19 protein-coding genes are annotated in these 21,314 nt (G+C 72.4%); 8 read left to right on the forward strand and 11 right to left on the reverse strand.

Features of this window, described 5'->3' with window-relative positions; translation table 11 throughout:
• Positions 1-214 precede the first annotated feature (214 nt).
• From ACIQNU_RS10795 to ACIQNU_RS10815, 5 genes are all read left to right on the forward strand, one after another.
• Positions 215-1,474 (forward strand): epoxide hydrolase family protein, encoded by a 1,260-nt coding sequence (locus ACIQNU_RS10795; RefSeq protein ID WP_401363941.1) that lies wholly within the window; start codon positions 215-217, stop codon positions 1,472-1,474.
• A 96-nt stretch (positions 1,475-1,570) separates the two neighbouring features.
• Positions 1,571-2,215, forward strand: coding sequence for a TetR/AcrR family transcriptional regulator (locus tag ACIQNU_RS10800; protein WP_401363944.1), 645 nt, complete (start codon positions 1,571-1,573; stop codon positions 2,213-2,215).
• Between the two features lie 46 nt (positions 2,216-2,261).
• Positions 2,262-3,110 carry a helix-turn-helix transcriptional regulator gene (locus ACIQNU_RS10805; RefSeq protein ID WP_401363947.1) on the forward strand — a complete coding sequence of 283 codons (849 nt, stop codon included), beginning with the start codon at positions 2,262-2,264 and terminating at the stop codon, positions 3,108-3,110.
• Entirely contained in the window at positions 3,107-3,958 is an 852-nt protein-coding gene (locus ACIQNU_RS10810) for an endo alpha-1,4 polygalactosaminidase (protein ID WP_401363950.1), read from the forward strand. The genes ACIQNU_RS10805 and ACIQNU_RS10810 overlap by 4 nt, the downstream gene beginning before the upstream one ends.
• A 146-nt stretch (positions 3,959-4,104) precedes the next feature.
• On the forward strand, positions 4,105-4,512 hold the full coding sequence (locus tag ACIQNU_RS10815) for a PPOX class F420-dependent oxidoreductase (protein WP_401363953.1): 408 nt from the start codon (positions 4,105-4,107) through the stop codon (positions 4,510-4,512).
• A 64-nt stretch (positions 4,513-4,576) separates the two neighbouring features.
• Here the strand turns inward: ACIQNU_RS10815 and ACIQNU_RS10820 are convergent, their stop codons facing one another.
• The 3 genes from ACIQNU_RS10820 to ACIQNU_RS10830 form a co-directional block, all read right to left on the reverse strand.
• Positions 4,577-5,812, reverse strand: a complete 1,236-nt coding sequence (locus ACIQNU_RS10820) for a Cmx/CmrA family chloramphenicol efflux MFS transporter (protein ID WP_401363956.1) — start codon at positions 5,810-5,812, stop codon at positions 4,577-4,579.
• A gap of 273 nt (positions 5,813-6,085) precedes the next feature.
• A complete protein-coding gene (locus ACIQNU_RS10825) occupies positions 6,086-8,431 on the reverse strand; it encodes a glycoside hydrolase family 65 protein (protein ID WP_401363959.1) in 2,346 nt (781 codons plus the stop codon).
• On the reverse strand, positions 8,428-9,177 hold the full coding sequence (locus ACIQNU_RS10830; RefSeq protein WP_401363961.1) for an HAD family hydrolase: 750 nt from the start codon (positions 9,175-9,177) through the stop codon (positions 8,428-8,430). Before ACIQNU_RS10830 ends, ACIQNU_RS10825 begins: the two co-directional genes overlap by 4 nt.
• Positions 9,178-9,402: 225 nt before the next feature.
• Here ACIQNU_RS10830 and ACIQNU_RS10835 point away from each other — a divergent pair, with 225 nt between their 5' ends.
• Complete coding sequence (locus ACIQNU_RS10835; RefSeq protein WP_401363964.1) at positions 9,403-10,101, forward strand: alpha/beta fold hydrolase; 699 nt, start codon at positions 9,403-9,405, stop codon at positions 10,099-10,101.
• Here ACIQNU_RS10835 and ACIQNU_RS10840 read toward each other — a convergent pair.
• The 8 genes from ACIQNU_RS10840 to ACIQNU_RS10875 form a co-directional block, all read right to left on the reverse strand.
• Positions 10,049-11,344: an exo-alpha-sialidase gene (locus ACIQNU_RS10840; RefSeq protein ID WP_401363967.1), complete on the reverse strand. Its 1,296-nt coding sequence runs from the start codon at positions 11,342-11,344 to the stop codon at positions 10,049-10,051. The two genes, ACIQNU_RS10835 and ACIQNU_RS10840, sit on opposite strands and share 53 nt — an antisense overlap.
• On the reverse strand, positions 11,341-12,144 hold the full coding sequence (locus tag ACIQNU_RS10845; protein WP_401363970.1) for an HpcH/HpaI aldolase/citrate lyase family protein: 804 nt from the start codon (positions 12,142-12,144) through the stop codon (positions 11,341-11,343). Before ACIQNU_RS10845 ends, ACIQNU_RS10840 begins: the two co-directional genes overlap by 4 nt.
• An 81-nt stretch (positions 12,145-12,225) precedes the next feature.
• Complete coding sequence (locus ACIQNU_RS10850; protein WP_401363973.1) at positions 12,226-13,224, reverse strand: aldo/keto reductase; 999 nt, start codon at positions 13,222-13,224, stop codon at positions 12,226-12,228.
• Entirely contained in the window at positions 13,221-14,219 is a 999-nt protein-coding gene (locus ACIQNU_RS10855) for an ATP-binding cassette domain-containing protein (RefSeq protein WP_401363975.1), read from the reverse strand. The genes ACIQNU_RS10850 and ACIQNU_RS10855 overlap by 4 nt, the downstream gene beginning before the upstream one ends.
• Positions 14,216-15,076 (reverse strand): ABC transporter ATP-binding protein, encoded by an 861-nt coding sequence (locus tag ACIQNU_RS10860; RefSeq protein ID WP_401363978.1) that lies wholly within the window; start codon positions 15,074-15,076, stop codon positions 14,216-14,218. The genes ACIQNU_RS10855 and ACIQNU_RS10860 overlap by 4 nt, the downstream gene beginning before the upstream one ends.
• Before the next feature lie 3 nt (positions 15,077-15,079).
• Positions 15,080-16,072, reverse strand: a complete 993-nt coding sequence (locus tag ACIQNU_RS10865) for an ABC transporter permease (protein WP_401363981.1) — start codon at positions 16,070-16,072, stop codon at positions 15,080-15,082.
• 3 nt (positions 16,073-16,075) lie between these two features.
• Positions 16,076-17,005 (reverse strand): ABC transporter permease, encoded by a 930-nt coding sequence (locus tag ACIQNU_RS10870; protein ID WP_401363984.1) that lies wholly within the window; start codon positions 17,003-17,005, stop codon positions 16,076-16,078.
• Between the two features lie 3 nt (positions 17,006-17,008).
• Positions 17,009-18,607 carry an ABC transporter substrate-binding protein gene (locus ACIQNU_RS10875; RefSeq protein ID WP_401363987.1) on the reverse strand — a complete coding sequence of 533 codons (1,599 nt, stop codon included), beginning with the start codon at positions 18,605-18,607 and terminating at the stop codon, positions 17,009-17,011.
• Positions 18,608-18,833: 226 nt separating this feature from the next.
• Here ACIQNU_RS10875 and ACIQNU_RS10880 point away from each other — a divergent pair, with 226 nt between their 5' ends.
• Together ACIQNU_RS10880 and pdxA are read left to right on the forward strand one after the other, a co-directional pair.
• Complete coding sequence (locus ACIQNU_RS10880; RefSeq protein ID WP_401363990.1) at positions 18,834-20,237, forward strand: four-carbon acid sugar kinase family protein; 1,404 nt, start codon at positions 18,834-18,836, stop codon at positions 20,235-20,237.
• Entirely contained in the window at positions 20,234-21,283 is a 1,050-nt protein-coding gene (gene pdxA, locus ACIQNU_RS10885; RefSeq protein ID WP_401363993.1) for a 4-hydroxythreonine-4-phosphate dehydrogenase PdxA, read from the forward strand. The genes ACIQNU_RS10880 and pdxA overlap by 4 nt, the downstream gene beginning before the upstream one ends.
• The last annotated feature ends 31 nt before the right edge of the window (positions 21,284-21,314 follow it).

Here is a 21,314-nt window from a genome sequence, read left to right on the forward strand (position 1 = left end):
CGTCCGTATCGTCCATCCTGCTCCATGAAGGAGCGGCTAGCCAAGAGACGAAGCACCAGCTCAAGGCGGTGTGCGCTCCCCGTATGCACGCGCCGGCCCGTCAGACCCCCGAGCGGGCCGGCGCGGCTTACGGGCGGGCGGCTCGTCGGAAAAGGCCAACGCCCCGATAAAAGGAGAACGCTCCGAGTCGGACGCGCGCCTACCATCCCCCGGGATGACTACTTCAGCCGATGATCCCGGCCCCTCCGGTGGCCCCGGCCCCTCCGCGCACAGTCCCTCCACGCACACTCCCTCCACACCCGCCATCCACCCGTTCCGCGTAGACATCGCCGAAAGCGAGCTGGACGATCTGCGCGACCGGCTGGACCGGACCCGCTGGCCCGACGAACTCCCCGGCGTGGGCTGGGACTACGGCGTTCCGCTCGGCCACATCAAGGACCTCGCCGACCACTGGCGCCACCGCTACGACTGGCGCGCCGCCGAGGCCCGCCTGAACGCCTGGCCCCAGTTCACGACCACCATCGACGGCGCCACCGTCCACTTCGCGCACCTCCGCTCACCGGAACCGGACGCCACCCCGCTGATCGTCACGCACGGCTGGCCCGGCTCGATCGCGGAGTTCACGGAGATCGCCGGACCGCTGTCCGACCCCCGCGCGCACGGCGGCGACCCGGCCGACGCGTTCCACCTGGTGCTCCCGCACATCCCCGGCTTCGGCTTCTCCGGTCCGACGCGGGCGCCCGGCTGGGAGTACCGGCGGGTCGCCGCCGCGTTCGCCGTCCTCATGGACCGCCTGGGCTATCCGCGCTACGGCACCCAGGGCGGCGACTGGGGCGCCGCCATCTCCCGCGAACTCGGCCGCAGCCACCCCGAGCGGGTCATCGGCGTCCATCTGAACCTGCTCCCGGGAGCCGGGGCGACCCAGGACCCGGACCCGGAGGACCTGGCCGCGCTGACCCCCGCGGAACGCGACCGCGCCCACGCCTCGTACGCCCGGCACCGCGCCTGGCTCCGCGACCGGCAGGGCTACGCCGACCTCCAGTCCACCCGGCCGCAGACCCTCGCCTACGGGCTCACCGACTCGCCGGTCGGCCAACTCGCCTGGATCGCCGAGAAGTTCCACGAGTGGACCGATACACGCGAGCGCCCCGGCGGTGCGGTCGACCGCGATCTGCTCCTCACCAACGTGATGCTGTACTGGCTGACCCGCACCGCCGGCTCCTCCGCCCGCATCTACTACGAACGCGCACACGCCGACTACCGGGGCGCCCCGCCCGAGCCGTCCACGGCGCCCACCGCCCTCGCCGTGTTCCCGGAGGACAACTTCATCCCGCTGCGCCACATCGCCGAGCGGACGAACCACCTCGTGCGGTGGACGGAGTTCGACCGGGGCGGACACTTCGCCGCACTGGAGGAGCCGGACCTGCTCGTCGCCGACGTGCGGGCGTTCTTCCGGGAGCTGCGCGGCCGATAGGCCACCGGATGGGAAAATGGGCCGCACGCCCACGGGACCGCCCGTGCGGCGCGACCACCGCCGTCGAGGTACTGAGCCGTCCGAGGTACGTGAACCGTGACCAAGCCCGCCCCCCGCGTCCCCCAGCGAAGCAACTCCCGGTCCAACCGGGCCCGCATCCTGGCCGTCGCCCGGCAGGAGCTGGGCCGGAACCCGGATGTCTCGCTGGAGGACGTCGCCCAGGCCGCCGGTGTCGTCCGGCGCACCCTCTACGGCCACTTCCCCGGACGGCTCGCCCTCCTCGAAGCGCTCGCCGACGAGGCCGCAGAGGCGCTGCGTGACGCGGTGAGCGAGGCGAGCGTCCCGGACGAGCCGGACGAGCGCGCCCTCGGGCGGTTCGTCCTGACGATCTGGCCGGTCGGCGACCGCTACCGCATGCTGATCGCACTGGCCCGCAACGACCTCGGCACCGAACGGGTCACGGAGATCCTGGCACCGGCCCACCGCGAGGTCACCCGCATCATCGAGCACGGCAGGCGGGCGGGCGTGTTCCACGACCACCTCCCCGCCGGTGTGCTCAGCGCCGCCCTGGAAGCCCTGGTCCTCTCCCTCCTTGAGAGCGTCAACACGGGAGCGTGGAAGGACGACCAGGGCGGTGGCGCGGCCGTCGTCACGCTGATCGCCGCGGGCGTTCCGGCGCCACTCGCCGAGGCGGAGGTACGCGGCCTCATCGCCGACCGCTCCCGGCCGGACCCATCCTGACCTGGGGTGGAGCCGTGGGGAATCGGCGGGAGCATAGGATTCGGGGATGAGCGGTTACGAGCTGGGGGAGTTCCTGCGCACCCGGCGTGCCCGGCTGAAGCCGGAGGACGTCGGCCTGCCCGGCTCCGGCCCGCGACGCGTCGCGGGCCTGCGGCGCGAGGAGGTCGCCGTCCTGGCGGGCGTCAGCGCCGACTACTACGCCCGGCTGGAGCAGGGCCGCGAACGCAGCCCGTCGAACCAGGTGGTCGACGCCATCGCCGACGCCCTCCGCCTCGACACGGACGCCCGCTGGCACGCGTACCGCCTCGCCGGACTCGTACCGAAGGCGGAGCCCGCGCAGCGGCCCGACGACGTGGACCCCGCCCTGCTGCGGCTGATGGACGGTTTCCCCGGCGCGGTCGCCTATGTCGTCAACCGGCGCCTGGAGGTCCTGGCGTCGAACACGCTCGCCGACGCGCTCCTCGCGCCGCTCGCCGACCCCCGCCGGATGGTCCGCTCCCTCTTCCACGACCCCGCGGCCCGGGAGCTGTTCGCCGACTGGGCCGCCGTCGCCCGCGACTCCGTCGAGGCGCTGCGGCTGGCGGCGGGAGAGGACAGGGGTGACCCCGCGATCGGCGCGCTCGTCGGTGAACTCCTCGACAGCAGCGAGGAGTTCGCCGCCCTGTGGGGCGACCACGACGTGGCGCGGCTCGGCAGCAAGACCAAGGTCTTCGACCACCCCGACGTCGGCCGCGTCACGCTGACCTACCAGGCGTTCGACGTACAGGGCACACCCGGGCAGTACCTCCTCGTCGGCACCGCGGCGCCGGGCAGCGCCGACGCCGACTCGCTCGCCCTCCTCGGTTCGCTGTACGCGGCGGCGCACCCCGACACTCCACGGCCGGGTACCAGGTGACGCGAACCGTTCGGCGCCTGGCGGGTTTCGGCGCCGCAGCCCTGCTGCTCACCTTCACGGCGGCCTGCTCGTCCCCGGACACCGGAGAACAGGACGACGACCGGGGCTCCGCGCCCACCCGTCCCTCCGTGCGGAAACCGGTGGCGGGCGCCGCCTTCGACTACCAGCTCGGCGGACCGTACCCGCCGCCCGACCAGGTGCGCGCCGTCGCCCGCGACCGCACCGCGGAGCCGGTCCCCGGGCTCTACAACATCTGCTACGTCAACGCCTTCCAGGCCCAGCCCGGCGACGCCGTCACCTGGTGGCAGAAGCACCACCCCGACCTGCTCCTGCGCGACGAAGACGGTGCTCTCGTCATCGACGAGGACTGGGAGGAACCCCTCCTCGACATCGGCACACCCGCCCGCCGCGACGCCCTCATGGACGTCGTCGGCCCCTGGATCGACGGCTGCGCCGACGCCGGGTACGACGCCGTGGAGCCGGACAACCTCGACTCCTACGAGCGCTCCGACGGCCTGCTCGGCGCGCCCGACGCCGTCGCCTTCGCGACGCTCCTCGCGGACCGCGCCCACGAACAGGGCCTGGCCATCGCGCAGAAGAACACCACCGACCTGCTGCCGCACCGCGCCCGCGTCGGCTTCGACTTCGCCGTGGTCGAGGAGTGCGCCCGCTACGACGAGTGCGGCGACTTCACCGACGCCTACCGGGGCCGCGTCTTCGACATCGAGTACACGGACACCGACTTCACCACCGCCTGTGACACCTGGGCCAAGACCCTCTCGATCACCCTGCGGGACCGGGACGTGGAACCGGCGGGGGCGGACGGACACGTGTACCGGCGCTGCTGAGCCCGGCCCAGGAATGTCCGGCGCCCTGGACGGCGTTGCACTGGGCGCGGGCCGTGCGGGCCGTGCGGGCCGTGCGGGCGGTGCTCGTGCGCGGCGTGCGGCGATCTGTCCTTTTCCTGTCCTTCTCCTACGTAAGGATCGTGACCGTGGCAGCTGGTCTCTCCGACGACCTGAAGAAGTACCTCGACGACTCACGGGCGTTCGTGACCGTGGCGACCGTACTCCCGGACGGACGACCGCACTTGACGGTGGTCTGGATGATCCGTGACGGCGACGACCTGCTGTTCTCCACGACCGTGGACCGGCAGCAGGGCAGGAACATCGCCCGTGACCCCCGGGTCACCGTCCTGATCAGCCCCGCAGACAACCCGTACACATACGCCGAGATCCGGGGTACGGCCACCGTCACACCGGACGCCGCCAAGGAACTCGTGAACACGCTGGCGCACAAGTACACCGGCCAGGACTACGCCACCTTCAACCCGGCGTCGAAGAACGACGGCGACCGCATCATCGTCCGCGTCACTCCGGAGAAGGTCACCGGCCGGTTCTGACGACGCGCCCTGGAAGGCCCTGGGGGCCGGCCCGTGTGGCCGGTCCCCCGTTGCGAGTAGGCCTTCAGCTCACCCCGTACGTGTCGCCCGGAGCCTGGAGCCCGGAGCGTTCGCGGCGGCGCACCGCGTGACGCCCCGCCGACAGGGCCGCACCGCCCGTGACCAGGGCGAGAGCCACCAGTGTCGCGCTCACCCACACCGCAGGCCGGTACCCGGACCCGGCGCCGATCGCGACACCGCCGAGCCAGGGCCCGAGCGCCGCCCCCACATTGAACGCGGCCGTGGCACCGGCACCGGCCAGCGTCGGCGCGCCCGCACCCGCGTACAGCGCCTGCGCGATCAGCGTCGATCCGACGCCGAAGGAGAGCGCGCCCTGTACCAGGATCAGCGGCAGGAACACCGCCGGGCTGCCCGCCGTCAGCGCGCACACCACCCAGCCCAGGAACAGGGCAAGGGAACCCGTGACCAGTACCGGCAGCGGACGCTTGTCGGCGATGCGGCCCGCGACAGTGACGCCGAGGAACGACCCGAGGCCGAAGAGGGCCAGAACGCCCGGTACCCAGCCGGCGCCGATGCCGGACACATCCGTGGCGAGCGGCGCCAGATAGGTGAAGGTGCAGAAGGTGGCGCCGTTCACGAGGGCGCCGAGCGCCAGGATCACCAGTGGCCGGGGTCGCCGTAGCGCACGGAACTCGGCCCGGACGCGACCGCGCCCGCCGGAAGCCTCGCGCACCTCGCCGAGGGAACCGTCACCGGAACCGGCGGGAACCGACCGCAGGATGGCGAAGACCGCCGGTACCGACACCACGACCACCGCCCAGAACGCCGACCGCCAGCCCCACAGCTGACCGAGCGCCGCACCGCCGGGAACCCCCGCGACACAGGCGAGCGTCACCCCGCCGAGCAGGACCGACGTGGCGCGCCCCTTGGCCCCGGGGCCGGCGAGAGAGGCCGCGGTCACCAGGGCGACCGCGAGGAAACCGGCGTTGGCCAGCGCCGCGACGACCCGCGTGGCCAGCAGGACCCAGAAGCTGGACGTGAGGGCGCCCACCACGTGGACGAGGAGGAACAGGACCAGGAAGAACAGGAGAGCGTTCCGACGGGACCAGCGCATGCTCGCCAGCGCCATCACCGGGGCGCCGACGACCATGCCCACGGCGAACGCCGAGGTCAGCGACGACGCCATCGGGACGGACACATGAAGGTCACGCGCGATGTCCGGAAGCAGACCGGACAGCATGAACTCGGACGTTCCCTGGGCGAATACCGCCAGTCCGAGCAGATAGAGAGCCAGAGGCACAGCAGAACTCCGCAACCGCATCGAGGATCGACAAAGGCAGCGGCGACTCGCGGCAACACCCGGGGTTCACGGCACAGATGCAACAGATGCGGCAGACGCACAGGGGTGTACGGCCCGGAGCGCTACGGCTCGGGGCTCCACGCGAGCAGCCACCGGACTGAGAACCGGTGGCTAGAGTCTGGACGCCTCGGGGCTGGACACGTGATCACCTTAGGGACCCGCACCACCTGACGTCCACGGGATTTATCGGCGCCCCCTCGATCCCGCCGCCCCTCATTTCCGGTGGTTCGGCCTCCGGTGCGCGGGCTGGTCCGGCGCCGGCCGTACCGTCGCCGCCGGAATGTCCTGGCTCAGCGGCCTCTCCAGGGTCACCGTCAGCGGCGTGCGGTAGTGGCGGATCCTCATCGGCGCCCCCGCGATCAGCGTGTACGTCGCCGTGGCCGCCGTGATCTCCACCCGCAGCCGCCGCCCCAGGAGTTCCATCGTGAACGCGAGCCGGCTGAACTTCTCCGGCAGCCGCGGGGTGAACTCCAGCATGTCGCCGACGTGGCGCATCCCGCCGAACCCGGCGACCAGCGCCATCCAGGTCCCGGCGAGGGACGCGATGTGCAGCCCGTCCTTGGTGTTCTTCTCCAGGTCCTCCAGATCCATCAGCGCCGCTTCGGCCAAGTAGTCGTAGGCGAGGTGGAGATGGCCCGCCTCCACCGCGATGACGGCCTGGCAGCACGCCGACAGGGACGAGTCGCGGACGGTCAGCGGCTCGTAGTAGTCGAAGTTGCGGGCCTTGTGCTCCTCGTCGAAGTACTCACTGCACTTGTACATCGCCAGCACCAGGTCGGCCTGCTTGATGACCTGCTTGCGGTACAGGTCGAAGTACGGGAAGTGCAGCAGCAGCGGGTACTGGTCGGCGCGCGTCCCGTCGAAGTCCCACACCTGGTAGCGCGTGAACCCCGACGCCTGTTCGTGGACGCCGAGTTCGTGGTTGTAGGGGATGTGCATGGCGTCGGCGGCGTCGCGCCAGTTCGCGCTCTCCTCGTCGTCGACGCCGAGTTCCGCCGCGCGGTGCGGATGCCGCTCCACGATGTCCGCGGCGGCCAGCAGATTCGTCCGCGCCATCAGGTTGGTGTACGTGTTGTCGTTGGCGATGGCGCTGTACTCGTCGGGGCCCGTGACCCCGTCGATGTGGAACTTGCCGTGATGGTCGTGATGCCCGAGCGACCGCCACAACCGGGCCGTCTCCACCAGGAGTTCGACCCCCGTGTCCCGCTCGAAGACCTCGTCCTGCGTCGCGGCCACGTACCGCAGGACGGCGTCCGCGATGTCCGCGTTCACATGGAAGGCGGCGGTACCGGCGGGCCAGTACGCCGAACCCTCCGAACCGTCGATGGTGCGCCACGGGAACGCCGCGCCCTGGAGGCCGAGCTGGGCCGCCCGGTCGCGCGCGGCGGGCAGCGTGTTCTGCCGCCACCGCAGCGCCTCCGCGACGGCGCCCGGCGCGGTGTACGTCAGCAGCGGCAGCACGAAGATCTCGGTGTCCCAGAACGCGTGCCCGTCGTACCCGGACCCCGTGAGGCCCTTCGCCGGAATCGCCCGCTGTTCCGCCCGCGCGCCGGCCTGGAGCACATGGAACAGCGCCACCCGGACGGCCTGCTGGATCTCCTCGTCGCCGTCGACCTCGACGTCCGAGCGCGCCCAGAAGTCGTCCAGGTAAGCCCGCTGTTCGTCCACGAGGCCCTGCCAGCCGCTGGCCGTCGCCGCCGCGAGCGCCGCGTCCACCTGGTCGCTCACGGCCGGCAGGGAACGCGTCGCGGACCAGCCGTAGGACACCATCTTCTCCAGGCGCAGCTTGTTCCCGGGGGAGAGGACGGAGGTGATCGTGAGCCGGGCGGTGTCGTCCACCGACTCGCTGTCGGTGCTCGTCCCGTCGGGTCCCGTGACGACATGGTCGGCCGCCGCCGCCACCCGCAGTTCGCTCGTGCGGGTGCGGTGCACGAGCTTCAGCCGCCTGCCCACCGCGAAGTGCTCCTCGGGGTCCAGCGGCGACTCCAGGGCCACCGCCGTCCGGGGATCGCCCACCATGGTGGGCAGTTGCTCGTTGGCGACCAGCTCCGACTGGACGACGACGCGGACCTCGCCCTCGACGGCCTCCACCTCGTAGCAGACGGCCGCGATGGCACGCTGGGTGAAGGACACCAGCCGGGTGGAGCGCACCCGGATCGTGCAGCCGGCCGGTGACGTCCACTCGCAGGTCCGCTCCAGGGTGCCGCCGCGCAGATCGAGCACCCGCTCGTGCGAGTGCAGCCGCCCGTAGCGCAGATCGAACGGCTCGTCGTCCACGAGGAGCCGGATGATCTTGCCGTTGGTGACGTTGATGACGGTCTGCCCGGACTCCGGATAGCCGTACCCCGCCTCGGCGTACGGCAGCGGATGCACCTCGTGGACGCCGTTGAGATAGGAGCCCGGCAGCCCGTGCGGCTCTCCCTCGTCGAGGTTGCCGCGCCATCCGACGTGCCCGTTCGACAGTGCGAAGACGGACTCGCTCTGCGGCAGCACGTCCAGTTTGAGCCCGGTCTCGCGCAGCGTCCACGGCTCGACCGCGTACGACGAATGGGTGATCATGCCCCGTTCTCCAGCTCCGCGAGATCCTTGACGACGGTGTCCGCGCCGTGCGCGCGCAGCGCGTCCGCCTGGCCCACGCGGTCCACGCCGACGACATACCCGAAGTGGCCCGAGCGGCCCGCGTCCATCCCGGCGAGCGCGTCCTCGAAGACCGCCGCCCGCGACGCCTGGACCCCGAGGTCCCGCGCCGCCGCGAGGAAGGTGTCCGGGTGCGGCTTGCCGGGCAGCCCGCGCTCGACGGCGACCACGCCGTCCACCCGGACGTCGAACAGGGCCTCCGCGTGGATCGCGCGCAGCACGTCGAGGCAGTTGGCGCTGGACGACACGACCGCCGTCCGCAGCCCGGCCGCGCGGACCGCGTCGATGTACCGCAGCGTGCCGTCGTACGCCTCGACCCCGCCCGTCCGGATCTTCGCAAGGACCAGCGCGTTCTTACGGTTGCCGAGCCCCTGGACGGTGATCTTGTCGGGCGGGGCGTCCGGCGGGTCGTCCGGTCCGCCCTCGGGCAGCCGGATCCCGCGCGAGGCCAGGAACGTCCGCACACCGTCGGCGCGCGGCCGACCGTCCACGTACTGGTCGTAGTCCGCTGCGTCGAAGGGCCGGAAACCGGCGCCGTCACGCTGCCGCAGGAACGCGTCGAACGTTTCCTTCCAGGCCGCCTCGTGCACGACGGCCGTCTTGGTGATGACTCCGTCGAGGTCGAACAGGCAGGCGAGAATGGTGTCCGGGAGTCCGAGCTTCGTCATACGAGGAACCTTCCCCAGGCGTCGCCGCCATCGTAGGTCGTCCCGCCGCGGCCCACCCGGCGAGACGGACCGGGGCAGCAGGGGGCCGACCGATGAGATCCGGAGCGTTTCGGGGTCTGCATCCCGGTCTGCATCGAGGTTCGGATAGAGCCTCACATCGAGGTTCAGGTCGAGCTTCATGTCCAGGGAAGCGTCGGGCTTCATGCCCACGGAAGCAGGAGCGTCATGAGCACCTATGTGCTGATTCCCGGAGCGGGCGGCGTCGCCGCGTTCTGGCAACCGGTCGAGGACGAGCTGCGCCGCCGCGGCCGGAGTTCGCTCGCCGTGGACCTGCCGGGCGACGACCCGGCCGCCGGGCTGCCGGAGTACACCGACGCCGTGGTCGAGGCCGTCGGCCGGGCCGGCGGGGACGCGCCGGGCGGGCTCGTCGTCGTCGCGCAGTCCCTGGGCGGGTTCACGGCGCCGCTGGTGTGCGCCCGGCTGCCCGTGTCCCTGCTCGTCCTGGTCAACGCGATGATCCCCCTGCCGGGCGAGACTCCGGGGGAGTGGTGGGACAGCACGGGCCAGGCAGCCGCGATGCGCGCGAACGACGTACGCGACGGCCGGGACCCCGACGCCGGGTTCGACCTCGCCACGTACTTCCTGCACGACATGTCCCAGGCCGAGATCGACAGGCTGATGGGGAACAACCGGGACGAGTCCGAGGCCGCCTTCGGCAGCCCGTTCACCCTCGACGCCTGGCCCGATGTGCCGACCCGGGTGATCACCGGACGCGACGACCGCTTCTTCCCGGCCGACTTCCAGCGGCGCGTCGCCCGCGAACGGCTCGGGATCACCCCGGACGAGGTACCCGGCGGCCATTTGGCGCCGCTCAGCCACCCCCGTGAGCTGGTGGACCAACTGGAGGCGTACGCGGCCGGGTGACCGGAGGGAAGGTCCCGGCCATCCAGTCGGGGCCGAGACGCACGTACGCGATCGTGCGGCGGTGACGGGTGTAGGCGACGTGGACGGTTCCGTCGGGCGCCTGGGCGAGGGACGGGTAGGACAGTTCGCGGTTCAGGCCGTGCCGCGAGTTGTTCGTCAGGCAGTAGCCGTCGCCCGTCTCCAGATCGTGGCGGACCGGCCAGGTCCGGCCGGCGTTCGCCGACACGGAGAGGGAGAGCGGGGCGCGGGGGGCGCCCCAGAACGCGGTGCCCGGACCTTCGCCGGGCGCCCCCTCGTCCGGCGCGCGTTCGCCCGTCGGACCGTCGTTCACCCCGTCGTCGTCGATCTCGTCGTACAGCGACACCCGCCGCTCGGTGGCGTCGACGGCGCTGCTCGCGTTGTGCACCAGGGCGAGCCGCCCGTCGGCCAGCGGTGTGAACTGGATCGAGGAGTTGTTGTTCGGGATGCCCAGCGGCTCCGGCTCCGTCCAGGTCTCCCCGCCGTCCCGTGAGGTGCAGCGGTGGACGTGATCCGCCCGCCGGCTGCGGAACAGGGCCACCAGCGAACCGTCCGGCAGCGCGTGGACGTTCATGTGCACCAGACCCGTGGAGCCGGGCACCGGCCGCTCGCTCCAGGTCGCCCCGGCGTCGTCGCTGACCATCACCGCACTGGTGTCGCGGCCACCCGACCAGCGCTCACCCGGCACGGTGACACAGCGGAACACGGGCAGCAGCCAGCGCCCCGAAGGGAGCACGGTCACCGGCTGGCGTACGAAGACACCGCCCCCGGCCGTGGCGGGGAAGAGGACTCGGGACGGACCCCACGTCACCCCGTTGTCCCGGCTGACCCGTCGCCGTACCTCGGCGGTGTCCTGATGGCCGGCCCGCTGGGCGGTGTGCAGCAGCCACAGCTCGCCCGTGGGCGCGGGGAACAGCACCGGGTTCTGCTCGGACCGGGTGGTGTCGTCGGAGAGCCGGACCGGCGCGGACCAGATGTCCGCGCCCTCCGCGAGCCGGGCGAACCAGACGGAGATGTCCGCGACGCCTTCCTGCGTACCCCCGAACCAGACGCAGGCCAGGTCGCCGCCGGGCAGCACCGTCAGGTTCGCGGCATGGCTCTGCGCGGCGGGCGCGGCCAACTGGGCCTGCGCACGGCCCGGTTCCGTCGGATGCGGACGCAGGACACCGTCGGCGGCCGGGGTGGGCGGCACGAACGCGCTGGTACCGGGTGCGGGAGTGCTCACCGGCCGTCACCCGTGCCCGTGGCGAGCGCGGCGGCGAGATGGCTGCGGACGACCTGCTCCAGGTGGGTGAGGTCGCTGGCGACGGTGGCGAACGTGAAGCCCTCGGCCAGACGCCTCGCGGCGGATCCACCGTCGGGGTTGTGGATGCCCGCGGCGATCCCGGCGGCGCCCGCGGCCTCACGCACCCTGACGAGCGCGGCCTCGAACACCTCGTCGACCGCCGGGTCGGTGGACGTGGTCCCGCCCAGGGCGATCCGCAGATCCGACGGTCCGATGTAGACGCCGTCGAGGCCGTCCGTCGCGCAGATCTCCTCGACGTTCGCCAGCCCGTCCGCCGTCTCGATCATCGCGAGGACGACCGTCTGCTCATGCGCGTCGGCCGGGTCGGGTCCGATCCGCAGCGCGGAGCGCATCGGGCCGTAGGAGCGGCGGCCGAGCGGCGGGTAGCGTACGGCGGCCACCGCGTCGGCCGCGTCCCGGGCGGTGTCGACCAGCGGGACGATCACCCCGGCCGCCCCCGCGTCCAGCGCCCGGCCGATGGGCGCGGGGTCGTTGGCCTCGGTACGGACCAGACCGACGGCCGTACTGCCCTTGGTGTCGATCGCGGTGAGAGAGGCGAGCAGACCCGCGTACTCGATCAGACCGTGCTGGGCGTCCAGCACCACGTAGTCGTAGCCGAGGCGCGCGATGCGTTCGGTGGTGACCGGGGAGTCGAGGACGGACCAGTAGCCGACGAGCTGTTCGCGGGCGCGCAGGGCGGCGGCGAAGGCGGCGGGCGTACCGGGCGTGTCGCGGGTCATGGGGACAACTCCTTGTGAGGGGGCGGGGTGCTCTGCCGAGCGGTGGCCGTGGCGGGTGGCGGGTGGCCGGTGGTCGTCCGGTCAGCGGTTGTACGCGGGCATCGGGCCGCGCAGCGCGGCGCCGACCTCGTCACAGGCGGCCGTCACCTCGGCGGGCAGCGGACCGGCCTGGGCGGCGGCGACATTCGCCCGCAGATGCTCGGTACGGGAACCGCCGAGCAGCAGCGCGTCGGTGGACGGCCGGTCGAGGAGCCAGCGCAGCGCCAGCTCGGTGAGGGGAAGACCGGCCTTCTCGGCGATCCGGGAGAGCTGCCCGACCGCGTCGAACAGCCGCTCGTCCCAGTAGCGCTCGCGGTACATCCTGGCGAGCTTGGAGTCGCCGAACCGACCGGAGTCCGGGGTGTGGCCGAAGTGGTGACGCCCTGTCAGGAGGCCGCCGCCGAGAGGGTTGTAGACCATGGTGCGCAACCCGGTCACGGCCGCGTACTCCACGTACTCCTCCTCCAGCCGACGGGCCAGCAGATTGTGCAGCTGCTGCGCGACGACGGGGCGCGGCGCGCCCACCTCGTCCGCCGTACGGACGAGTTCGGCGATCTGCCAGGCCGCGAAGTTGGAGACGCCGAGGGCGAGGATCTTGCCCTCGGCCAGGAACTCGGCGACGGCGGACAGCGTTTCGGCGAGTGGCGTGGACCGGTCGGGCTGGTGCAGATAGAAGAGGTCGACGTGGTCCGTGCCGAGGCGCCGGAGGCTGCCCTCCAGCGCGGACCGCATCCCGGTGGCGGACAGCGGCGCGTGCCCGCCCTGGTCCGGGTGCGGGATCCCGGCCTTCGTGGCGAGGACGATGCGGTCGCGGCGGCCGGGCAGCAGCTCGGTGAGGATGCGTTCGCTCTCGCCGCCCGCGTAGCCGTTGGCGGTGTCGACGCCGGTGATGCCCGCGTCGAGCGCGGTGTCGAGCATGGCGGCGGCGCCCGCCCGGTCGACGGTGTCACCGAAGGTCATGGTGCCCAGGACGAGCCGGGACAGCGGGACGGGGACGTGGGGCAGATCGATGCCGGTGGTGCCGGTGGTGCCGGTGGTCACGGGAGATTGCCTTCCGGTGCGGTGGCGCCCGAGGGGGTGACGGACGTACTGATGGGGGCGTCGGACGGGCCGGACGGACGTGATGCCGAAGCGGGGGTCCCGGAGGCCGTGGCGGCCGTAGCGGCCGTGGCGCTGAGCAGATGACGTGGCTTCAGGCCCCGGATCGCCAGGGGATCGAGCGCGGCGCGGCGCAGCGCGCGGGTGTACGGCTCGGCCGGCGACGCGAGGACGGACCTGGTCGGACCGGTCTCGACGATCCGGCCCGCGTGCATCACCACGACGTCGGTGCTGATCTCCCGGACAACGCCCAGGTTGTGGGCGATGAAGAGATAGGCGATGCCGGTCTCGGCCTGGAGTTCCCGCAGCAGCTCAAGGACCTGGGCCTGGACGGAGACGTCGAGCGCGGAGGTCGCCTCGTCGCACACCAGCAGCTCGGGCCGGGAGGCGAGTGCGCGGGCGATGCCGATGCGCTGGCGCTGCCCGCCGGAGAACTCCGGGGGCCTGCGGTGCAGTGCGGTGGACGGCAGCCCGACCCGGTCGACGAGTTCGGCGGCGCGGCGCGCCCGTTCCGCCCGGTCGGTCACGCCGGCGAGGCGCAGGGGCTCCGCCACGATCTGTCCGGCGGTCAGATGCGGGTCCAGGGAGCCGTACGGATCCTGGAAGACCATCTGCACCCGCCGCCGCAGCGGTCGCAGCCGCCGCTCGGACAGCGGGGCGATGTCCGTGCCGTCCAGCACGATCCGGCCCGCTGTGGGCTTCAACAGCCGGACCAGGGCACGGGCGAGCGTGGACTTCCCGCACCCGGACTCGCCGACGACGGCGAGCGACCCGCCGCGCGGCAGCTCGAAACTCACCTGGTCCACGGCGCGGAACGGTCCTCGCGCCGTGGGGTATTCGACGACGAGGTCCTCGACCTGAAGGAAGGGTCGGTCCGCGTCCGGGGCGGGCTCGTCGGCGCGGGGAGCGGCCCCCGTACCGCTGGGAGGGGCGCTCACCGGGACACCTCCTGTACGGCGGTTCCGGGCTGTGCGGTTCCGGGCAGTGCGTCCTCGTCCCAGGCGCCGAGTCCGGGCACGGCGGCGAGCAGGTCGCGGGTGTACGGCTGGGTGGGCCGCTCCACGATCTGATGGGCGGGTCCCGACTCCACGAATCTGCCCTCCTTCATGACATGGATGCGGTCGGAGACGATCCGGGCCACCCCCAGATCATGCGTGATCATGAGCATCCCGATCGACTCCTGTTCCTGTAGCTCCATCAGCAGATCGAGCACCCCGGCCTGCACGGTGGCGTCCAGCGCGGAGGTCGGCTCGTCGGCGATCAGCAGCCGGGGCTCACCGGCGAGCGCGACGGCGATCAGGACGCGTTGCAGCATGCCGCCGGAGAACTGGTGCGGATAGGCCTTCCAGCGCGTATCCGGCTGCGGAATACGGACCTGGGCGAGCAGGTCGGTGCCCTTCTCGCGGATCTCGGCGCGCGACATCCGGGGATGGCGCAGCCGCAGCGCGTCGCCGAGCTGCCGGCCGATGGTGTGGACCGGGCTGAGCGCCGTCATCGGGTCCTGCGGGATCAGCGACACGGTCCGGCCGCGCACCGCGCGGGCCGCCGCCGGATCGGCGACGACGTCCCGGCCCGAGATCCGCACACTGCCGGAGAGCACCGCGAGCCCCTCGGGGAGCAGCCGCAGCACACCCATCGCGGTGGTGGACTTGCCGGAGCCCGATTCGCCGATGAGCGTCACGGTCTCGCCCTCGCCCACGGTGAAGCTCACGCCGTCCACGGCGCGCACGATCCCGCGCGCGGTGATGAGTTCGATCTGGAGGTCCTCGACGTCCAGGAGCGGAACATCCGTCATGGCTCAGACTCCCTTCCTGGAGCGTGCCGCGCGCATCCCCCGGGGCACCCATGTGCCGCGCGGTGCCTTCACCGTGCGCGTACGGTCCCGCAGGCCGTCGCCGATCAGGTTGACGCCGACCACGAGCAGGGCGATGACCAGGCCCGGCAGGGTGACCAGCCACCACGAGGTGGTGAGGTAGTCCTGGCCGTCGGAGATGATCCGGCCCCAGGTCGCGAACGGCCGCTGCGGGCCCGCGCCGAGGAAGCTGAGCGCGCTCTCCAGGAGGACGGCCTGGGCGAGCAGCAGCAGGACGACCAGGCTCGCCTGGCGGATCACGTTGGGGATCACGTGCCGGACGAGTACCGACCAGCCGCGCAGCCCGAGCACCCTGGCCGCGGCGACGTACGGTTTCTCGCGCTCCACGAGGACGAGCGAGCGGGTGAGCCGCGCGACCTCCGGCCACTGCGCGACCGCGATCACACAGGTGATGACGGTGACCGAGGGGCCGAACAGGGCGACCACGAGGAGCAGCATCATCAGCAGCGGCAGCGCGAGCTGGGCCTCAAGGAGCCGGGAGACGGCCGTGTCGACCCAGCCGCCGAAGAACCCGGCGGCGGAGCCCGCGACGATACCGATCAGGCCCGACACGAGGACGGCGAGGATGCCGACCGACAGGGACACCTGACCGCCGTGGAGGATGCGCGAGAGCAGATCGCGGCCGAGCTGGTCGGTGCCGAACAGATGCCCCTCACTGAGCGGCGGCAGCCGGCGCCGTGACAGGTCCTGTGCGTCGGCTCCGGGTAGCGGCAGCAGCCCCGCCAGCGCCACGGGCAGCACGACGAGCGCGGTGCACAGCGTGCCCGCCCACAGTTTGAAACGGGCGCCGCGCTGTTGCCGGGTGGCGGTGGCCCGCGCGAGAGCGCGCGCGGTGACGGCGCTCGGGCGGCCGTCCCCGGTGGAGCCGCCGGAGGAGGGGTCGCCGGACGAGGCGGCGGGACGCAGGGCGGTGGTCATGTCTCAGGCCGCCTTTCCGAGGCGCACCCGCGGGTCGAGCAGCGGGTAGGCGAGGTCGACGAGGAGTTGGACGAGGATCGCGAGCGTGGCGGTGACCAGCACGGTGGCCTGGATGAGCGGATAGTCGCGGGTCTCCAGGGCACGGACGACGAGCGAGCCGACGCCGGGCCAGCCGAAGACGACCTCGACCACGACCACACCGTTGAGCAGCGCCGCGAAGCGCGTACCGATGGCGGTCAGCAGCGGAACGCCCGAGTTGGCGAGCGCGTACCGCCAGGTGAGGGCGCGCTCGGAGAAGCCGCGGGAACGGGCGACGGTGATGTACGGCGAGGCGAGCGCGGTACTCATCTCGCGCCGTACCAGCCGGGAGATCAGCGCCAGTTGGAGGACCGCCACCGTGAGGGTCGGCAGCACGAGACCGCTCCAGGAGGTGAAGCCGGAGGCGGGCAGCACCGGAAGCAGCACGGCGAAGACGGTCAGCAGCATCACGCCGGTCCAGAAGTCCGGCATGGACTGCCCGGCGATGGTGAGGACGTTGGCGCCCAGTTCGCGCTTGGTGTCGGCGCGGCGCGCCATCCACACACCGAGCGGCACGGCGACGACGGCCGTCACGGTGATCGCGGAGACGGCGAGCGTGAGGGTGTACGGCATCCGGTCGAGGACCACGTCGAGCGCCGGTGCGTGGAAGGAGTAGCTGGTGCCGAGGTCCCCGCTGAACAGATCGCGCAGGAAGATGCCGTACTGCGTGACCAGTGGCCGGTCGAGGCCGAACTGGGCGCGGATCTGGGCGAGATCGGCGGACGTCGCGTTGGGAGCGGCGTACGCGGAAGCGGGGTCACCCGGCGCGATACGTACCAGCAGGAAGACGGTCGTCACGGTGAGGAAGACGGTCAGCAGGCTCTGGCCGAGCCGGCGGGCGAGATACTTCGGCACGGCTCAGCCCTCCAGCCGCACGGCGGACAGGTCGTAGGAGTTGATGGTCAGCAGCGAAAGGTCCCGGACCCGGTCCCTGCGCGCCAGCAGCGTCTTCGGGGCGAACGCCCACAGGCTGGGCCAGGTGTCCCAGATGGCTTTCTGCACCTCGGCGAGCTGCCGGGTGCGTTCGGCGTCGTCGACCTGTGTCGAGGCGGCGGTGAGCTGTCGTTCGACGTGCGGTACGACGTATCCCATGAAGGCGTCGCGGGTACGTTCCTTCGCCGCCGTCCCGCCGTACATGCCCTGAAGTACGGTCAGCGCCTGGCCGGTGGGGCTGCCGTAGCCGTTGCCGATGACGTCCCAGTCGCCGGCCTTGCCCTGGCGCCAGGTGAGGATGTCGCCGCCGGGCTGGAACTGCTGGAGCGAGGCGCGCACGCCGACGTTCTTCAGCATGTCCACCACGGCCTCCATGACGGAGGTGTCGGCGGCGAACTCGCCGGACTCCCAGATGATCCGCATCCGCAGATCGGCGGCGCCCAGGGACGTGAGCAGCGCGCGGGCCCGGCCGGGGTCGTACGTGTACGAGCCGGTGGGTACCGCGCCTTCGAGGGCGAGCGGCACCACACCGCGGGCGGCCTCGGCGGATCCGTTGAGGACGTCGTCCACGAGGGCCTTGCCGTCGATCGCGTAGGTCAGTGCCTGGCGGACCCGGGGGTCGGCCAGCGGGGTCCCCTGCGGCTTGCGGAAGTTGTAGAAGAGCTGACACATGCGGACACCGGAGGTCTCCTCGACCTCGACGCCCGGGAGCCCGGTGAGCTGTTCGGCGGAGTCCGGGGTCAGTGTGTCGACGACGTCTATCTCGCCGCTGCGCAGCGCGACCACGCGGCTGGACTCCTCCGGTACGAACCGGACGCGTACCGTCTCGACGCGGGCGCGCGGTCCCCAGTACTTCGGATTGCGGCCGAGGGTGTACTCACCGGCGCCCGAGTTGGCCTTGAGCACGCGGTACGGGCCGGAGCCGAGACCGGTCTGCAGCTCCTCGGGCCGGTTGGCGGCGGCGGGCGTGATGTGGATGTTGGCCATCAGCCGGTCGAGCACCGGTACGGGCCGCTGCGTGTGCAGCAGGAAGGTACGGGCGCCGGTCTTCTCCACGGTGGGCAGCTCGGGGAACAGTCCGAGCAGGAACGAACCGTTGACCTTGCCGTACATCGTCAGGGCGGTGGCGACGTCCTCGACGGTGACCGGGGACCCGTCGGAGTAGCGCACGCCTTCGCGCAGCCGCACGGACCAGGCGGTGGGCTCGGCCATCTCGAACCGGTCGGCGAGGACGAGCCGCGGCTTCATGCCGGGACCGACACGGGTGAGCGCCTGACGCACCGCGCGCTGGACGGTGACGGCCGCGTCGAACTGGTTGAGCTTGTTGTCGAGGCTCACCAGGGAGCGGTTCAGACCGAGGGTGAGCGTGCCGGGGCCGGGGGCGCCGGTCGGGCCCGCGCAGGCGGCCAGCGGGCCGAGAGCGACGCCCGCGCCGCCGACGGCGCCCCAGCGCAGCAGGGTGCGGCGGCTGACGGGCTCGCGCCGGGGAGCGTCGAGGGGATCGCTCGGGGGAGTAGGGGTCATCGTCGACCTTCTCGGGTTCTGGGAGGCGACCGGCTCGGGCTGCTGGTGCCGGGCGGGCCGCGGTCCTTTTCGTCCTGGACCGCCGGCTGCCCGCACCAACAGGTGTCGCGCCGCACAAGGTGGCATGCTTGCGTGTTTCGCGCAAGGGGTCTCGCGCGGTTCGCGCAACCTGTGTCATCATCAGGCACCGAAGCGGCCCGACCGGGCCCGTCCGGAGGAGGTATGGGTGGTACTCGCCAGCCGTGGTGTACGCGCCCCACGCCGTGTCCTCGCCCTCGCCGACGACCTGTCCGGCGCGGCCGAGACGGCGGCGGCGCTGCGCATCCCCGGCCGGATCGTCCTGGGCCCGGCGGCCGTCCCGCCGCCCGCCGACGGCGAGGCGCTCGTCCTCGACCTGGACACCCGGCACCTGGCGGCGGACGAGGCCGCGCGCCTTGTCCGGGACGCGGTCCAAGGCGTCGCCGCACCCACGCTGATGATCAAGAAGACGGACTCACTGCTGCGGGGCAATCTCGCGTCCGAGGCCGCCGCCTACGCCCGGGGCGCGCGGGGCGTCGTGATCGCCGCCGCCCTGCCGACGGCCGGCCGCACCGTCCGCGACGGCGTCGTCCACCTGCACGGCACCCCACTGCACGCCACGGACGCCTGGCGTGCCGAGGCCGCCCCCGTACCTCGCTCGGTACGCGCGGCGCTCGGCGATCTGCCGACGCGGAGCGTGCCGCTCTCCGCGGTGCGCGCATCCCGCCGGGAGTTCGCCGCACTCCTCCACGACCTCGTCGCGGCGGGGCTGTGCCCCGTCTGCGACGCCGAGACGGACGCCGACCTCGACGCCGTCGTGGCCGCCACGCTCCACCTCGGGCCCGGAGTACGGCTCATCGGAAGCGGCGGCCTCGCCTCGGCGCTCGGCCGGGTACTCGCCCCGGCACTCTGCCCGGAACCGCCCCCGGCACCGGACGCCGCTGACGCACCGCCACCGGGGGGCGCCCGCACGGAGGACCGGCCCCTGCCGGCCACGGAGCACCGGCCCTTGCTGGTCGTCGTCGGAACCGCCGAACCGAGCGCCGTTGCGCAGATCGCGCAACTCACCGCAGCCGGAGCACATCACACCGCCCTGTCCGCCGACCTGCTCGCCCAGAACGGCCCGCCCCTGCCGTTCCCCGTCGACCCGCACGGCATCACGGTCGTCAGCGTCGACAACTCCCGTGGGGTCAGGCCCGGTTCGGCCCGTCGCGTGGTCGCCGGGCTCGCGCGGGCCGTCGCCGCCGTGGACCGTCCCACGGATCTCGTCCTCACCGGCGGCGAGACCGCGCGCCGCGTCCTGGACGCCCTCGGCATCGACCAGCTCCGCCCCGTCCGGCAGATCCACCACGGCGCCGTGCACGGCCACACCCCCGACGGCCGCTCCGTCGTCACCCGGCCCGGAAGCCACGGCGACACCGGATCACTCCTGCGGATCGCCGACGCCCTGCGACCCGGCCAACTCCGCACACCCCTTCTGTCCCGCCCGGTCGCCGCACCACCGGCCGCCGACCCCTCCGCACCGGGCGTGGCGTTCGTCGCGCCTGCCTCCCCACCGCCCGAGACATCCCCACCGCCCGAGACATCCGTACCGCAAGGAGAAATCCAGTGAACGCAGCCCCGACGACCGCCCCCACGCAGCAGACCGGAACGGCCGCCCGGCCGCTTCCGATCATCGCGGTCACCATGGGCGACGGTGCCGGCATCGGCCCCGAGGTGATCGTCCCGGCGCTGCTCCACGCCGACACCGCGGCGCGCTGCCGCCCCGTCGTCATCGGCGACGCGGAACGCCTCCGGCAGGCCGCCCGCATCCTCGGCGCCGACTGCGAGATCGTGACCGTCGAGACCCCGCAGGAGGCCGAGTTCACGCCCGGCCGCATCAACGTCGTCGACCTCGGCCTGCTCCCCGCCGACCTCCCCTGGGGGCAACTGTCGGCCGTCGCGGGTGACGCGGCCTACCAGTACGTGCGGGTCGCCGCCGAACTCGCCGTACGCGGCGACGTGCAGGGCATCTGCACCGCCCCGCTCAACAAGGAGGCGCTGCACGCGGGCGGGCACCTCTTCCCCGGCCACACCGAACTCCTCGCCCACCTCACGGGCGTCGAGGAGGTGTCGATGATGCTGTCCACACCCAAGGTGAAGGTCATCCACGTCACCACCCACATCGGTCTGATCGACGCCGTGCGCCGCATCGAACCGGGACTGGTCGAACGCACCGTGCGCCGTGGCCACGAGGCGATGGTGCGGGCCGGGGTCACCGACCCCGTCATCGGGGTGTGCGGCATCAACCCGCACGCCGGCGAGAACGGCCTCTTCGGCTACGGCGAGGAGGAGGAGAAGATCGTCCCGGCCATCGAGGTGCTGCGCGCCGATGGCATCGACGCGGTCGGCCCGCTCCCCGCCGACACCGCGTTCTTCCTCGCCTCACGCGGCGACTACGACCTGATCGTCGCCATGTACCACGACCAGGGACACGGCCCCGTCAAGGTCATGGGCATCGAAGCCGGCGTCAACCTCACCGTGGGGCTGCCGGTGATCCGCACCTCCGTCGACCACGGCACCGCCTTCGACATCGCGGGTACCGGCAGGGCCGAGGCCGGTAGCATGGTCGAGGCGCTGCGCCTGGCCGCCGAGATGTCCACCACTCCGGCCCACTGACCACCTGTTCCGTGTGCGTCTGTATCGGGAA

This window comes from Streptomyces sp. NPDC091292 (assembly GCF_044757265.1).
Classification (GTDB): Bacteria; Actinomycetota; Actinomycetes; order Streptomycetales; family Streptomycetaceae; genus Streptomyces.